Source organism: Nocardia sp. NPDC051833, assembly GCF_040681225.1.
GTDB lineage: Bacteria > Actinomycetota > Actinomycetes > Mycobacteriales > Mycobacteriaceae > Nocardia.
Genome location: NZ_JBFAYK010000001.1, coordinates 3,120,201 through 3,132,745, shown reverse-complemented (window position 1 = coordinate 3,132,745; position 12,545 = coordinate 3,120,201). Strand labels below are relative to the sequence as shown.

Annotated in this window: 18 protein-coding genes; 10 read left to right on the top strand and 8 right to left on the bottom strand. The window is 70.9% G+C overall.

Features of this window, described 5'->3' with window-relative positions; all coding sequences use genetic code 11:
• Window positions 1-26: 26 nt before the first annotated feature.
• Genes AB0L91_RS14205 through AB0L91_RS14195 form a run of 3 tightly spaced genes read left to right on the top strand, consistent with a single transcriptional unit; the run spans window position 27 to window position 1,501 of the window.
• Window positions 27-227 carry a CbtB-domain containing protein gene (locus tag AB0L91_RS14205; protein ID WP_355270724.1) on the top strand — a complete coding sequence of 67 codons (201 nt, stop codon included), beginning with the start codon at window positions 27-29 and terminating at the stop codon, window positions 225-227.
• Window positions 218-1,006, top strand: a complete 789-nt coding sequence (locus AB0L91_RS14200; protein WP_357346185.1) for a CbtA family protein — start codon at window positions 218-220, stop codon at window positions 1,004-1,006. Before AB0L91_RS14205 ends, AB0L91_RS14200 begins: the two co-directional genes overlap by 10 nt.
• A 36-nt stretch (window positions 1,007-1,042) precedes the next feature.
• Window positions 1,043-1,501 (top strand): hypothetical protein, encoded by a 459-nt coding sequence (locus AB0L91_RS14195; protein ID WP_365009994.1) that lies wholly within the window; start codon window positions 1,043-1,045, stop codon window positions 1,499-1,501.
• A gap of 15 nt (window positions 1,502-1,516) precedes the next feature.
• Here the strand turns inward: AB0L91_RS14195 and AB0L91_RS14190 are convergent, their stop codons facing one another.
• From AB0L91_RS14190 to AB0L91_RS14175, 4 genes are all read right to left on the bottom strand, one after another.
• A complete protein-coding gene (locus AB0L91_RS14190) occupies window positions 1,517-1,954 on the bottom strand; it encodes an OsmC family peroxiredoxin (RefSeq protein WP_357346181.1) in 438 nt (145 codons plus the stop codon).
• A gap of 82 nt (window positions 1,955-2,036) precedes the next feature.
• The gene (locus tag AB0L91_RS14185) at window positions 2,037-2,483 is read right to left on the bottom strand and encodes an SRPBCC domain-containing protein (RefSeq protein ID WP_355270717.1); all 447 of its coding nucleotides are present in this window, start codon (window positions 2,481-2,483) and stop codon (window positions 2,037-2,039) included.
• Window positions 2,484-2,538: 55 nt separating this feature from the next.
• Window positions 2,539-2,859, bottom strand: a complete 321-nt coding sequence (locus AB0L91_RS14180; protein ID WP_189029701.1) for a multidrug efflux SMR transporter — start codon at window positions 2,857-2,859, stop codon at window positions 2,539-2,541.
• Window positions 2,856-3,509 carry an NAD(P)H-dependent oxidoreductase gene (locus AB0L91_RS14175; protein WP_365009991.1) on the bottom strand — a complete coding sequence of 218 codons (654 nt, stop codon included), beginning with the start codon at window positions 3,507-3,509 and terminating at the stop codon, window positions 2,856-2,858. Before AB0L91_RS14175 ends, AB0L91_RS14180 begins: the two co-directional genes overlap by 4 nt.
• A 109-nt stretch (window positions 3,510-3,618) precedes the next feature.
• Between AB0L91_RS14175 and AB0L91_RS14170 the strand changes: the two genes are divergently transcribed.
• Window positions 3,619-4,227, top strand: coding sequence for a helix-turn-helix domain-containing protein (locus AB0L91_RS14170; protein ID WP_365009988.1), 609 nt, complete (start codon window positions 3,619-3,621; stop codon window positions 4,225-4,227).
• 31 nt (window positions 4,228-4,258) lie between these two features.
• Window positions 4,259-4,741, top strand: a complete 483-nt coding sequence (locus tag AB0L91_RS14165; protein ID WP_365009986.1) for a DUF4240 domain-containing protein — start codon at window positions 4,259-4,261, stop codon at window positions 4,739-4,741.
• A 3-nt stretch (window positions 4,742-4,744) separates the two neighbouring features.
• Here AB0L91_RS14165 and AB0L91_RS14160 read toward each other — a convergent pair whose 3' ends face one another.
• Together AB0L91_RS14160 and AB0L91_RS14155 are read right to left on the bottom strand one after the other, a co-directional pair.
• Entirely contained in the window at window positions 4,745-5,596 is an 852-nt protein-coding gene (locus AB0L91_RS14160; protein ID WP_365009983.1) for an ABC transporter permease, read from the bottom strand.
• A gap of 5 nt (window positions 5,597-5,601) precedes the next feature.
• Window positions 5,602-6,495 (bottom strand): ABC transporter ATP-binding protein, encoded by an 894-nt coding sequence (locus tag AB0L91_RS14155; RefSeq protein WP_365009980.1) that lies wholly within the window; start codon window positions 6,493-6,495, stop codon window positions 5,602-5,604.
• 214 nt (window positions 6,496-6,709) lie between these two features.
• On the opposite strand from AB0L91_RS14155, the gene AB0L91_RS14150 reads away from it, so the two are divergent.
• Together AB0L91_RS14150 and AB0L91_RS14145 are read left to right on the top strand one after the other, a co-directional pair.
• Entirely contained in the window at window positions 6,710-7,996 is a 1,287-nt protein-coding gene (locus AB0L91_RS14150) for a histidine kinase (RefSeq protein WP_365009977.1), read from the top strand.
• Entirely contained in the window at window positions 7,993-8,676 is a 684-nt protein-coding gene (locus tag AB0L91_RS14145) for a response regulator transcription factor (protein WP_365009974.1), read from the top strand. Before AB0L91_RS14150 ends, AB0L91_RS14145 begins: the two co-directional genes overlap by 4 nt.
• A 9-nt stretch (window positions 8,677-8,685) precedes the next feature.
• Here AB0L91_RS14145 and AB0L91_RS14140 read toward each other — a convergent pair whose 3' ends face one another.
• Window positions 8,686-9,333, bottom strand: coding sequence for a VWA domain-containing protein (locus tag AB0L91_RS14140; RefSeq protein ID WP_355270702.1), 648 nt, complete (start codon window positions 9,331-9,333; stop codon window positions 8,686-8,688).
• A 182-nt stretch (window positions 9,334-9,515) separates the two neighbouring features.
• Between AB0L91_RS14140 and AB0L91_RS14135 the strand changes: the two genes are divergently transcribed.
• Window positions 9,516-9,986: a DUF1877 family protein gene (locus AB0L91_RS14135; protein WP_365009971.1), complete on the top strand. Its 471-nt coding sequence runs from the start codon at window positions 9,516-9,518 to the stop codon at window positions 9,984-9,986.
• Window positions 9,987-10,058: 72 nt separating this feature from the next.
• Window positions 10,059-11,249, top strand: a complete 1,191-nt coding sequence (locus tag AB0L91_RS14130) for an MFS transporter (RefSeq protein WP_365009968.1) — start codon at window positions 10,059-10,061, stop codon at window positions 11,247-11,249.
• A gap of 8 nt (window positions 11,250-11,257) precedes the next feature.
• Here the strand turns inward: AB0L91_RS14130 and AB0L91_RS14125 are convergent, their stop codons facing one another.
• On the bottom strand, window positions 11,258-12,112 hold the full coding sequence (locus tag AB0L91_RS14125; RefSeq protein ID WP_365009966.1) for an AraC family transcriptional regulator: 855 nt from the start codon (window positions 12,110-12,112) through the stop codon (window positions 11,258-11,260).
• A gap of 161 nt (window positions 12,113-12,273) precedes the next feature.
• On the opposite strand from AB0L91_RS14125, the gene AB0L91_RS14120 reads away from it, so the two are divergent.
• A complete protein-coding gene (locus AB0L91_RS14120) occupies window positions 12,274-12,540 on the top strand; it encodes a hypothetical protein (RefSeq protein WP_365009963.1) in 267 nt (88 codons plus the stop codon).
• The last annotated feature ends 5 nt before the right edge of the window (window positions 12,541-12,545 follow it).

Here is a 12,545-nt window from a genome sequence, read left to right as displayed (position 1 = left end):
GACGCGTATCCCTGAGGAGGACCCGAATGGCTATCGCGCATTCACCCAGCCGGTCTGCCGGCCTGGACACCCTGGCAACCGTGCTCGTCACGGTCGGTGTCGTTCTGCTTGCACTGCTCGCCCTGTACCTGGTCGGTTTCGATCAGGGGGCCGTCTCGCGTAGCGGGATGTTCCTGCACGAGCTGATGCACGACGGACGTCACCTGCTGGGTGTTCCGTGCCACTGACCGGATCACTCAAAACCCTGCTGTTGCGTGGCCTGCTGGCCGGCTTGATCGCCGGCCTGCTGGCCGCCACAGTGGGCTATTTCGTCGGCGAGCCCCAGGTAGACGCCGCGATCGCCATCGAAGAAGCTGCCGCCGCTCCGGCGGATCATCCGCACGAGGCGGCCGAGCCCCAGGGCCATTCGCACGGCGGCGAGGAAGAACCGCTGGTCAGCCGGACCGGACAGAAGGCGGGTCAGTTCCTCGCGCTCGGCCTGGCCGGCATGGCGTTCGGCGCGTTGTTCGCCTCGGCCGTCAACATCGCCCGCCGGTTCACCACCCTGTCGGGGGTCGCGTTGTCGCTGGCCTCGGCGGGATTCGCGTGGGCCGCGATCGTCGCGGTGCCGTTCTTCAAGTACCCGGCCAACCCACCGGCGGTGGGCGATCCGGAGACGATCAACAACCGCACCTGGCTGTGGGTCGCGGCCGTCGTGCTCGGCCTGCTCGCCGTCGCGGCCTCGGTCGCCGCGTACCGGGCCTTGGCCGGACAGCTGGACACGCTCCGGCTGATCGCGGGCGTGCTCGCGTTCGTGCTGGTCACCACGGTCGGCTACGTGCTGCTGCCGGGCGTGAACGAGGTGGCCGACGACTTCCCGGCGACCCTGCTGTGGAAGTTCCGGGTGGCCTCGCTGGCCGAGACCACCACGCTGTGGGTCGCACTGGGCCTGGCCTTCGCCGCGCTCACCGAATTCGCCTCGCGGCGTAGCACTCCGGTAGCAGGGCAGGTCGCTACCGCAGGGTGATCCTCGCGGGTATCAGTGGAAGGCAGTGTCGGTGTCATGACCGGCACTGCCTTTTCCGTTTCCGTTTCCGACGCCCGGCCGCGCGCGGTGAATGTCGCGTTCGGCGGTCTCGTGACCGCGCTCGCGGCCGGTGCCGCCGAGGGACTGCTGCGCGCGGTGCGCGGCGGGGGTGAGTTCGCGGCGACCGCGTCCGGGTTGCTGCCCCGGCTGGCCATCTATCTGGTCGTCGCGGCGGTGGGGATGTACATGGTGAACGGCAGCCGGGTCGCGCGGGCGCTGCTCACCGTCGGGATCGGCGTGGTCGGGTTGCTGTCGCTGATCATCGAGCCGCTGGCGGTGCTGCTGTCCACCGACGACTTCGGCGCGCTGTTCGCCGGCCTGGCACCGTCGTCGGCGGTGCTCGCCGGGTGCCGCGCCGTCCACATCCTGGCCGTGGTCGTCGCGATCGCGGCCATGTACACGCCCGCGGCCCACCGCTGGTTCACCCAGCGATGAGCCGCGGCGGGGACATCAGATGATCTCGGCGTCCAGTTCGACCTCGGCGACACCGGCCAGCGCCTTGCTGACCGGGCAGCCGTTCTTGGCGGCGACGGCCGCGGCGTAGAAGCCCTCGGCGTCCAGGCCCGCGGCCACGGCGCGCACGGTCAGCTTGATCTTGCTGATCCGGAAGCCGCCCGCCGGGTCGGGGCCGAGGGTCACGTCGGCGGTGACGTCCAGGCTCTCCGGGGTGCCGCCCGCGTTGGCGATCTCGGCCGACAGCGCCATCGAGTAGCACGACGAATGCGCGGCGCCGATCAGCTCCTCCGGGCTGGTGCCCTCGGCGGTGTCGGCCACGCGGCGCGGGAAGGTCACATCGAACTTGCCAGCACCGGAGCTGACCAGTTCGACCTGCCCGGAACCGTCCTGCAGTCCGCCTGCCCAGAGGGTGCGTGCGCTACGAGTCGGCATGACAATCCTTTCGATTCGTTGGGTGTTGCGTTCGATGACGAACCTACTCGGATCCCGGCCGCTCCCCGCCCGGGTTCGCCGTTCAGGCGACGGTGCCGGTGACCTCGTCCAGGCGTTCCAGCATCTCCGGCCAGACCTGCTGGTGCAGGTCGCGGATGGCGGCGGTGGGGAACCCGGAGTGCCGCAGCCGCAGCCGGATACCCCGGGGCTGCTTGAGGAATTCGGCCGCGACCACGGTCTCCACGCCGTCGGTAGCGGCGGTGACCCAGGTGAACTCGACCCGGCGGTCCTGTTCCAGCAGCAGGACGCGGCCGTAGTGCGGGTTGCGCTTGTCGGCCGTGCCGGTGTCGAAGTACAGGGGTTCGTTGACGCCGGGCCGCCCGAGCACCGATCCGGGCACGGCCAGCCACAGGTCCAGGCCCTGGGTCCAGGCCGCGTAGAGCAGGCTGGGCGAGGCTTTCATCACGCGCTCGACCGTGAGCTCGTGCGGTCGCGCAGACAGGTCCGGGGGGCGAACTGGCTGGTCCATCAGCCGACCTTACCGGCTCGGACCGGCCGTTCGCCGCATCGGGTGTGCGACAGCGTCACTCGGGATTGGTGACGCGGGCCAGCACGATCCCGCCGAGGATCAGCGCCAGCGCCAGCATCCGGCCCGCGCTGAGCGGGTCCTTGTGGACGAGCACGCCGAGGCTGATCGCGCCGAGCGCGCCGATGCCGGTGAACACCGCGTACGCGGTGCCGACGGGCAGGGTGTGCATGGCCCGGGAGAGCAGGTACACCGCGAGCGAGCCGAGGGCGATGCAGAGCAGGGTGGGACCGAGTTTGGTGAAGTTCTCGGTGGGCTTGATGGTCTGCGACCAGATGATCTCGACGAGGCCGGCGAGGCCGAGTACTACCCAGCTCATTTCACGTAATCCTTTGCGAGCAGGCGAACTTCGGTCAGCGCCGCGGCGAGCGAGGCCTCGTGCGCGTCGCGCAGGTGGGCCAGGTTCGGGTCCTGGACGGCGTTGGCGAGTTCGGCGTTGACGAACACGGTGTCGGTGACGGCGTAGTGCCCGGCGAAGAAGTCGCGCAGATAGCGCTCCTGGTAGTCGAACGCGGCCTTGGGCGCACCCGGCGAGTAGGCGCCGCCGCGCGCCCCGACCACCACGAACCTGCGCTCCCCCAGCGACATCCGAGGGAAGGTGACCTGGTCGAGCCACGCCTTGAGGGTGGCGGGAATCGAGTAGTTGTACATCGGCGTGCCGATGAGGATCACGTCGGCGGCGAGCACCTGCGCGAGCAGCGGCTCGACGATCGCCCAGGCGACCCTGGCGGCGGGGGTCGCGGCCAGTTCCGGGAGACGGTCGAGGTCGGTGCTGCCCGCGGCGAGGACGGCGTCGCAGAGTTCGGTCCAGCCCTCGTCGATGAACGGCACCGGGTCGACGGCCAGGTCGCGGTAGGTGTACTCGCCGTCGGGTTCCGCGGCGCGCCAGGAATCCACGAATTCCGCGCCGAGCCTGCGGCTGACCGACCGGGTGCGAGCGCTGGCGTCGAGGTGCAGCAGGTGTGTCATGGTCGAACCCTTCCAGAACTGGACATCATGTCCGCTTGTCGAGGACTCGACGATAGAACACAAGTGGACAGCTTGTCCACATATTCGTTTCTGGGCTACAGTCGAGACCATGGAGCCTCGATCCGACCTGCTCACCGGCACCGCGCTGGACGCACCGCAGCCCGCCGAGCGCACCGACGCGGCCCGCAACCGGGCCAAGGTGCTGGCGGCGGCGGCCGAACTCTTCGCCACCCGCGACCCGCGCACCGTCACCATGGACGACATCGCCAAGGCGGCGGGCGTCGGCCGTGGCACCCTCTACCGCCGCTACCCCGACCGCACCGCCATCGCCGTCGCCCTGCTCGACGAGCACGAGCGCGCGCTGCAGGAACATCTCCTGCGCGGCGATCCGCCACTGGGCCCCGGCGCGCCACCGGCCGAGCGGCTCGCGGCGTTCTACGCGGCGATGATCGAATTGCTCTCGGCCCACGCGCATCTGGTGCTCGGGGCGGAGACCGGCGGCGCCCGCTTCGCGACCGGCGCGTACGGGTTCTGGTCGGCGCACGTGCGCGCCCTGCTGGCCGATGCCGATGTGGCCCACCCGGATTCGCTGGTCGACACCGTCCTCGCGCCGCTGGCCGCCGAGGTCTACCTGCAGCAGCGCGAGCGCGGACTGTCGGCGGAGCGGATCGTCGACGGGCTGACCCTGCTCGCCCACCGGCTGCTCGGCGGGGCCTGACCTGTCGGTCCCTGCCGCTACCGTCACGCGGGTGACGACACTTCCGACCGACACCGAAGCCGCCCGATTCTGGGACCTGATCGAAACCGCCTGGGAGCGCACCGGTTCGGCCGCCGCGCGCCGGGCACTGCTCGACGGCGACTTCGACTACGACCTGCTCGGCCGGTTCATCGATGCCCTGCGCTCGGTGAGCACCGATTTCACCAGCGCCGAGCTGACCGCCCTGGATCGCGTCGTCGAGCGGGCGCTCTACGAGATCGACCGCGCCGACATCCAGGAGATCACCGACGGCTCCGACGACGGTTTCCTCTACGCCCGCGGCTTCATCGTCGCGATGGGCCGCGAGCACTACGACGCCGTGCGCGCCGATCCGACGGCCGCGGTGCCGGACGCCGAGTGCGAGGAACTCTGCTATTTCTTCGCCCACCTGCACGACAAGCTCTACGGCGGGTTCCCCGACACGGGTTCGGGCATCTCCAGGGAGAGCGCCTCGAACCCGGCCGGGTGGCACTGAGCGTCAGGTCAGATCGCGGCGCGTCATCAGCCCGATCGTGCCGCCCGCGAAGACCAGCACATACGCACCGAGCAGGGCCAGTGACTCGCCTCGGCTGAGAATATCGAGCACACCGGGGGTGGCCGGGCCGCCGACCGTGCGCATCGCGCCCGCCAGCGACCCCGCGGCGGTGCCGGGCAGCAGGTCGGTGACGGCCTCGATCGGGCCGAAGATGCCCGCCACCCCGCGCAGCAGGTTCTCCACGACGAGCACCCAGATCAGCCCGAGGCCGACGGCGAGCGCGGGCCCACGGGCGATGGCGCCGATGAGGGCGCCCGCCAGCGTCCACATGCCGAGGATGGCCGCGCCGGAACCGAGGCCGAGCACGGTTCGGGTCAGCGAGGGCAACACCAGCGGCTGCCCCTCGCTCACCGCGATGAGCGAGGCGACGCCGAGGTCGACGGCGAACGCCACGCAGACCAGCGCCACCACCACGACCAGCAGGCTCGCCAGCAGCCCGCCGACAGCCGCCGGACGGCTCGGCCCCTGCGTGAACACGGTTTTCCAGGTACCCCAGCCGTAGCCGCTGCCCACCGCGAGCGCACCGAGGACCAGCATCAACGCGCCACCGAACATCGCCATGCCCTGGGTGAAGACCTCGGGGACGGCGGCGGGCAGGAGCTGGCCGAGCAGCACATCGCGGGGCAGCCCGTCGGACATCGCACCGCTCTCGCCCGAGGTGTAGGCGAGATAGTTGAACAGGTAGGCGAAGGTCAGGTTCAGCAGGATCCAGACGCCGAGGACGATCCAGAACGCGGGCCAGCGCCCCAGCCGCACCGACTCCGCCCGCATGCTCGCCCACAGATCCCTTGTCATACCGGTCATTTCGCGACCTCCACAGCCGTCATCTCGAAGAACACTTCTTCCAGGGATTTCTCGTCGACCCGCAGTTCCAGCAGATCGACGCCCGCCGCGACCACCGCGCGCGCCACCTCGGGCGCGGTCGCGGCCGTCGTCTCGACCCGGATGCCGTCGACGCCGGCGCGGGCGGGCGCGACGGAACGGATCGCCGTGAGCGCGCTGTCGGCGGGCTCGGCCCGCACGACCAGCGTTGCGCTGCCCCGCAATTCGGCCACCGTCGATTCGGCGAGCAGGCGGCCACCGGAGATCACGCCGACCCGGTGGCAGATCTCCTGCACCTCGGCGAGCTGGTGGCTCGACAGCAGCACGGTGTGCCCGTCGGCGGCCAGTTCGACGATGAGCGTGCGCATTTCGGCCAGTCCGGCCGGGTCGAGACCGTTGGTCGGCTCGTCGAGGATCAGCAGGTCGGGGTCGCCGAGCAGGGCCGCGCCGACACCGAGGCGCTGCTTCATGCCGAGCGAATAGGTGCGGAAACGGTCGTCCGCCCGGTCGGTCAGGCCGACGCGGGCCAGCGCCTGTTCGACATCGGCGGGGCGGTGGCCGCGATAGCGGGCCAGTATGCCCAGGTTGTCGCGGCCGGAGAGGTACGGATAGAAGCCGGGGCCCTCGATGAGGACGCCGATGCGGCGCAGGACCGCCGGGTCGCCCGGGGCGCGGCCGTGCACCAGGGCGGTGCCGGCGCTGGGCCGGATCAGGCCGGCCAGCATGCGCAGGGTGGTGGTCTTGCCCGCGCCGTTCGGGCCGAGGAAGCCGTAGATCTCCCCGGCCGCGACGCGCATGCTCACCGCGTCCACCGCGCGGTGCTCGCCATAGCGTTTGGTCAGCCCGTCGGTGACCACGATCGAATCGTTCATGCGAATCAGAATCCGCGTCACGGGGGTCCTCGGACATCCGTCCCGGAGCGACTCCCGCACTACGCCGCGCGGCCTACCCGTGCCCGTCGCCGACGCTGAGAATTCGCCTCGCGGGGCCCGCCGACCGGCCGATCCGGCCCGATGACGGGGTTCGCGGCGGAATTACGAGCGCAGGCCGACGCGGAGGGCGCGCCTACGCAATAGGGTGAGGGAGGTGAGAGCGTCTGCGAAATGGGAGCGTGGCTCGGTCCTGCAGGACTGGGGTCTGGCGGGTGTGGTCGCGCTGATCCAGCTGGCCGGGAGTTCCGGCGCCAACGCGCATCAGACCGGCGTGCGTTCGCTCGACGCGTTCGCGTATCTGTTGCTGCTCGCGGGCCCGATCGCGCTGGGCTTCCGGCGGGTGCTGCCCGAGCCGGTGCTGCTGGTCGCGCTGTTGGCCGCGGTGGCGTATGTGCTGCGCGATTACGGGTACGGGCCGATCTTCCTGTCGCTGGTGATCGCGTTCGTGAGCGCGGCGGTCAACGGATCACGTTGGCGCACCTACCCCTTGGTCGCGGTCGGCTATCTGACCATGGTGTGGCCGGTGCCCGCGCTGCTCGGGCGCGAGACCGGCGCGTGGCAGCTGTTCGGGCTGCTGGCCTGGATGGGGATTCTGGTCGCGATCGCCGAGGGGGTGCGGCAGCGGCGGGCCGTCGTTGTCGCGCGCAGGCAGCGCGCCGAGGCCGCGCAGCGCGACGCGGAGGCGCAGCAGGCCAGGGCCGCCAGCGAGGAGCGGCTGGCCATCGCCAGGGAGCTGCACGACGTACTCGCGCACAGTCTTTCGCTGATCAATGTGCAGTCCTCGGTGGCGCTGGAGCTGTTCGACCGCAAACCGCAGCAGGCCGCGGCCGCGCTGGCCACCATCAAGACGACCTCCAAGGAGGCGCTGGCCGAGGTGCACACGCTGCTGCACGCCATCCGCAGCGGCGCCCCGGTCGCGCCGGTGGTCACCGCGCCCGTCGATTCGGTTGCCGCCGTGGCCGATTCGCCGCCGCCGATCGCGCCGGCGCCGCCACCCCGGCCCGCGCCCCGCGCGCCGGTGCCCTCGCTCGACGACCTCGACACCCTGCTGGAACGCACCCGTGCGACCGGACTCGCCGTCGACACCAAGATCATCGGCACGCCCAAGAAGCTGCCGAGCGTGATCGATGTAGCGGCGGCCAGGATCATCCAGGAATCGCTGACCAACGTGGTGCGGCACGCGCCGGGCGCCACCGCGCTGATCACCCTGCGCTATACGCCCGACACCGTCGACATCACCGTCGACAACACCCGGCCCACCGGCACCGCGGTCCGCACCGGCGCCGGTGGCAACGGGATCATCGGGATGCGCGAACGGGCGCACGCGCTCGGCGGCGCGCTGACGGCGGGACCGCGGCCGTCCGGCGGGTTCCGGGTGGCGGCCAGGCTGCCCGCCCGGCCGGTGGCGGATTCGGTGTCCGGCGACAAGGAGACGGCATGAGCGAACCGTCCGACAAGACGACGACGCGGGTGCTCGTCGCCGACGATCAGGCGCTGGTGCGCGGCGGGTTCGTCGCGCTGCTCGACGCCCAGGACGACATCGAGGTGGTCGGCGAGGCCGAGAACGGCGAACAGGCCGTCCGGCTGACCCGCGCGCTCGTCCCCGACGTGGTGCTGATGGACATCCGGATGCCCATCCTCGACGGCTTGGCCGCCACCAGGATGATCGCCGACGATCCCACGCTCGCCGCGGTCCGCGTCGTCGTGCTCACCACCTTCGAGCTGGACGAATACGTCTTCGAGGCGATCCGGGCCGGCGCGGCCGGGTTCCTGGTCAAACACACCGAACCCGCCGACCTGCTGCGCGCGGTCCGGGTGGTCGCCGCGGGCGACGCCCTGCTCTCCCCCGGCGTCACCCGCCGCCTCCTCGCCGAGTTCTCCACCCACGCCAAACAACCCCCACCCGCCGCGCTCGCCGACCTCACCGACCGCGAACGCGAGGTGATGATCCTCGTCGCCGAAGGCCTCACCAACGCCGAGATCGGCGCCCGCCTCTACCTCAGCCCCGCCACTGCCCGCACCCACGTCAGCCGCATCCTCACCAAACTCGACGCCCGCGACCGCACCCAACTCGTCGTCCTCGCCTACGAATCCGGCCTGGTCCGCCCGGGCTGGCAGTAGCGGTCCCGACTACGTGCCCGGGTCGGCCTTGCGGCGTTCGGCGGCGGAGAAGCTGGCTCGGCGGGCGGTGCCCGCGGGGGCGGCTTGGGCTCGGGCGGAGTAGGCGGCGAGGGCGTCGAAGGCGCCGCGGACGCCGCCGGCGACCGGGGCGTAGGTGATCGCGGAGTCGCGGTCGAAGCCCAGGTGGGCGCCTACTTCGACGGCGTCCATGTTGGCGCCGAGGAAGACGAAGGTCCAGTTGTAGACGTCCTGCTGCTGGGTGATCAGGGACTTCACCGCGGGGTGGGTCCATTCCCTGCTCGAGTTCTCGTGGCCGTCGGTGAGGACGACGACGATCACGGTGCCGGGGCGCTCGGGCTCGGGGCGGGCCGCGAGTTCGGCGCCGACGTCGGTGACCAGCTTGCCGACCGCGTCGTAGAGCGCGGTTCCGCCGCGCGGCAACAGGTTCGGCGGCGGCACCTGGTCCAGCGGCACGTTCGCGTAGACCACCTCGTAGGCGGTGTCGAACTGCGCCAGCGTCACCTCGATGGATTTCGGCACCGAACGCTGCTGTTCGAAATAGGCGGCCAGCCCACCCTCGGTGTCGGCTTTGATCGACTGCATCGACCCGGAACGGTCGAGCAGTACGGCAATCAGTGTGCGGTTGGAATCGGTCATGTGAACACCCCCGTGTTGTTTCTCTGCGACGAACAATTCCCACCGTACGCCGATTCACCGACCCCGAAATGCCACCGAAAGCCGATGAAAAGCGAACTCCAAGGCGGCGAACATTCACTGCCTGAGGCTGTCGGGCACCGATGGCCGGTATCACCGAAATCGGAACGAACAGAGGGGGATTCATGGGTGCGGTCATGTCGTTCACCAGGGTGGGCGCGGCCGATCTGGAACGGATCGTCGCGGACAGGGAGCTGGCGGCGCGATTCGTCGAGCAGGTGCGGACTCCCGATACCGAGCCCACCGGCTATCTGGACAAATCCTGGGCGGGCCTGAGGTATTTGTTCGAAGCGGCGCGCACCGGTGTCGATCTGTTCTTCACCGGCCGTCCACTGGATATCGAGGCGGAGGGCTACAGCGTCTGGAGCCCGGAGGACGTGTCCCACACGGCCGCATTGCTGCGCGCCCTCACCTTCGACCAGCTGGCCGCGCATTACGACCCGGAGCGCATGGACGCGACCCTGGTCTACCCGCACGTCTGGGTGCGCGACGGTGACGACGGCCTGCGCGAGCTCGGCTTCCACTACGCCCAGCTGGTGCGGGTCTTCGATTTCGCCGACCGGCACGGATCGGGGTTCGTCCAAAGCTTCGCCTGAACCCTGGCGTTTGGGTCGGACCGTGTGGCGTCCGGGTCGCGAACCGGTGCGAGAAGCGTTGTTGCACCGGGCATGACGACGACATCGACCATCGACGCCGCGGCACCGGAGACCGGCCGCCGCGCCTGGCCCGCGCTGCTCACCATGTTCCTCGGCAGCTTCACGCTGGTGACGGCGGAGTTCCTGCCACCAGGCGTACTGACCGCGCTCGCCGATGACCTGCGGGTACCGGAAGGAGTGGTCGGGCTCTCCGTCAGCGCGACCGCGTTGACCGCGCTGCTCGCCGCGCTGGGGCTGGGCTCCCTGTTTCCCAAGACCGACCGCCGCACACTGCTGCTGGTGCTGACCATCGGGGCCGCCGCGTCGAACGTGCTGGTGGCGGTGTCGCCGAACATCGCGTTGCTGCTGGTCGCGCGACTGCTACTCGGAGTCGCGGTGGGCGGGTACTGGTCGATGGCGTTGGTGATCGCCGCGCAGCTGGTGCCCGCGGATCGCCTCGGCAAGGCCATGATGATCGTGAACTCGGGGACCACCGTCGCCACCGTGGCCGGGGTGCCGCTGGGGGTGCTGCTGAGCACCTACGCGGGGTGGCGGACCGTGTTCGTCGTGACCGCGGCGCTGACCGTGGTCGCGGCGGTGGCGGTGCGGGTGATGCTGCCGCCGATCGCGCCGAGCAAGGGCATCGGATTCGCGGCGATGGGCGCGGCCCTCCGGGCGCCGGGAGTGGCGTTGGGGCTGGTCAGCGTGGTCGCGGTGATCGGCGGGCATTTCGCCGGGTTCACCTACATCCGGCCCGCGCTCGCCGAACTGCTCGAGGCGGGTCCGTCGGCGATTCCGGTATTGCTCGCGCTGTTCGGAGTGGGCGGTCTGCTCGGGAATTTCGTGCTCGGGTCGCTGGCCGACCGCAAGCTCGGCGTCCTGCTGGTCGCGGTGCCGACGGCCATCGGGCTGTCGCTGCTGGCGATCATCGTCTCCGGTGCGGTGCCGGTGCTCGGCTATGTCGCCGTGGTGGTGTGGGGCGGCGCGTTCGGCGGCATCCTCAACCTGGTGCAGGTGTGGGTGTCGCGGGTGCTGCCCGAGCGGATGGAGGCGGGCAGCGGGCTGGTGGTCGGCGGTTTCCAGCTGGCGATCATCCTCGGTTCCGCGGTCGGTGGGCGCGGGGTGGACGGCATCGGCCTGGCCGCGACCTACGGACTCGCGGCGCTGGCCGCCGTGCTCGGCGGGGTGCTGGTGCGGGTGTCGCTCGCCCGCGCGGCGAGCTAGCGGTCGGGTCAGCCCGAGGCCGAGCGGGCCGCGCGTCGCCATTCCGACGGCGTGTGGCCCGTGTGCCTGCGGAACGCCCGGCCGAAGGCGGTTTCGGACCGGTAGCCCAGCCGCCGCGCCACCGCGCCGACCGACACGTTGTGCTCGGCCAGGAACAGCTGCGCGCGTTCGACCCGCAGCTTCGTCAGATATCGCCCCGGCGTGAGCCCGGTCGCCGCCTGGAATCGCGCGGCGAAGCCGGAGCGCGAAGCCAGCGCGACCCGGGCCAGCGCCTCGACGGTCCACTCCCGGCCGGGTTCGGCGTGCATCGCGGCCACGGCCCGCGCCACGCCCGGCTCGTGCACCCGGAGCAGCCACCGCTTCGGCGCGCATCCGCGCGCGTGCCAGGACTCGACCGCCATCGAGCCGATCAGCGTGGCGACCCGATCGCCCTGCACCCCGTACGGATCGGGGCAGTCCCGCACCAGGTGCTCCAGCATCGTCGCGGCCAGCGGCGCGTGCCGGACGAATTCGGTGAGCAGCACCCGGCGCGGCAGCGCGTCCATCGCACTGCCCGACCCGACCGGATCCAGCCGCACCCGCAGCACGGTGCTGTCGGTGAGGCCGGTGATCGCGAGGCGGTTCGGGCGGGGGACGAACAGGAAATCGCCGCTCGCCAGATCCTCGGCCTCGGCGTCGTGATCGCCGGACGCCGGGCAGTGGACCCGGACCAAGCCGTCGATCACCACCAGGGCGGTCGGCTCGCCGGCGAGGTGCTCCCAGCCGCCGGCGGGGAGCGCGAATTCGTCCCGGCCCGCGAACCGCCATTGCAGACCGGCGAGCACATCGTCGAGACCGCTCGCACCAGATTCGATCAGCGTCACCGTGCACAACCTCCGGGTGGATCTCCGACGGATTCACGGTACCAAGGCAGCTCGGCGGCGGTGCGGCCGTGAAATCCCGCCCCGCCCTACGCGCGCAGACGTAGCCGGGATCGGGTCGCGCGGCCGATGTCCGCGACGGCCGTCGCGAGCAGGCTGAAGTCATGAACATTGTCGACAGCGCGACGACGCTGACCTTCCTGGCCGACCACTACGACGGCGGCTGGCACCCCTGGCCGTTCTTCTGGATCTTTCCGTTGCTGTTCTGGATCACCGTGATCGCGGTCCTGTTCTTCGCGCGCAGACGGTGCGTCGGGCGCGGCGGCGCGATCGGAGCACTGCGCACCGGGTTCGCCCGGGGCGAGATCAGCGAGTCCGAGTACCGCAGCAGGCTCGCGGTGCTGAACGAGCCCCGGCGCGAGAAGAAGTAGGAGGC

Coding starts and splice junctions, on each gene's coding strand:
- AB0L91_RS14205 (WP_355270724.1), top strand. CDS start 27: ATGGCTATCGCGCATTCACCCAGCCGGTCTGCCGGCCTGGACACCCTG.
- AB0L91_RS14175 (WP_365009991.1), bottom strand. CDS start 3,509: ATGACACACCTGCTGCACCTCGACGCCAGCGCTCGCACCCGGTCGGTC.
- AB0L91_RS14135 (WP_365009971.1), top strand. CDS start 9,516: ATGGGTGCGGTCATGTCGTTCACCAGGGTGGGCGCGGCCGATCTGGAA.
- AB0L91_RS14140 (WP_355270702.1), bottom strand. CDS start 9,333: ATGACCGATTCCAACCGCACACTGATTGCCGTACTGCTCGACCGTTCC.
- AB0L91_RS14160 (WP_365009983.1), bottom strand. CDS start 5,596: ATGACAAGGGATCTGTGGGCGAGCATGCGGGCGGAGTCGGTGCGGCTG.
- AB0L91_RS14145 (WP_365009974.1), top strand. CDS start 7,993: ATGAGCGAACCGTCCGACAAGACGACGACGCGGGTGCTCGTCGCCGAC.
- AB0L91_RS14130 (WP_365009968.1), top strand. CDS start 10,059: ATGACGACGACATCGACCATCGACGCCGCGGCACCGGAGACCGGCCGC.
- AB0L91_RS14195 (WP_365009994.1), top strand. CDS start 1,043: ATGACCGGCACTGCCTTTTCCGTTTCCGTTTCCGACGCCCGGCCGCGC.
- AB0L91_RS14155 (WP_365009980.1), bottom strand. CDS start 6,495: ATGAACGATTCGATCGTGGTCACCGACGGGCTGACCAAACGCTATGGC.
- AB0L91_RS14190 (WP_357346181.1), bottom strand. CDS start 1,954: ATGCCGACTCGTAGCGCACGCACCCTCTGGGCAGGCGGACTGCAGGAC.
- AB0L91_RS14170 (WP_365009988.1), top strand. CDS start 3,619: ATGGAGCCTCGATCCGACCTGCTCACCGGCACCGCGCTGGACGCACCG.
- AB0L91_RS14180 (WP_189029701.1), bottom strand. CDS start 2,859: ATGAGCTGGGTAGTACTCGGCCTCGCCGGCCTCGTCGAGATCATCTGG.
- AB0L91_RS14120 (WP_365009963.1), top strand. CDS start 12,274: ATGAACATTGTCGACAGCGCGACGACGCTGACCTTCCTGGCCGACCAC.
- AB0L91_RS14185 (WP_355270717.1), bottom strand. CDS start 2,483: ATGGACCAGCCAGTTCGCCCCCCGGACCTGTCTGCGCGACCGCACGAG.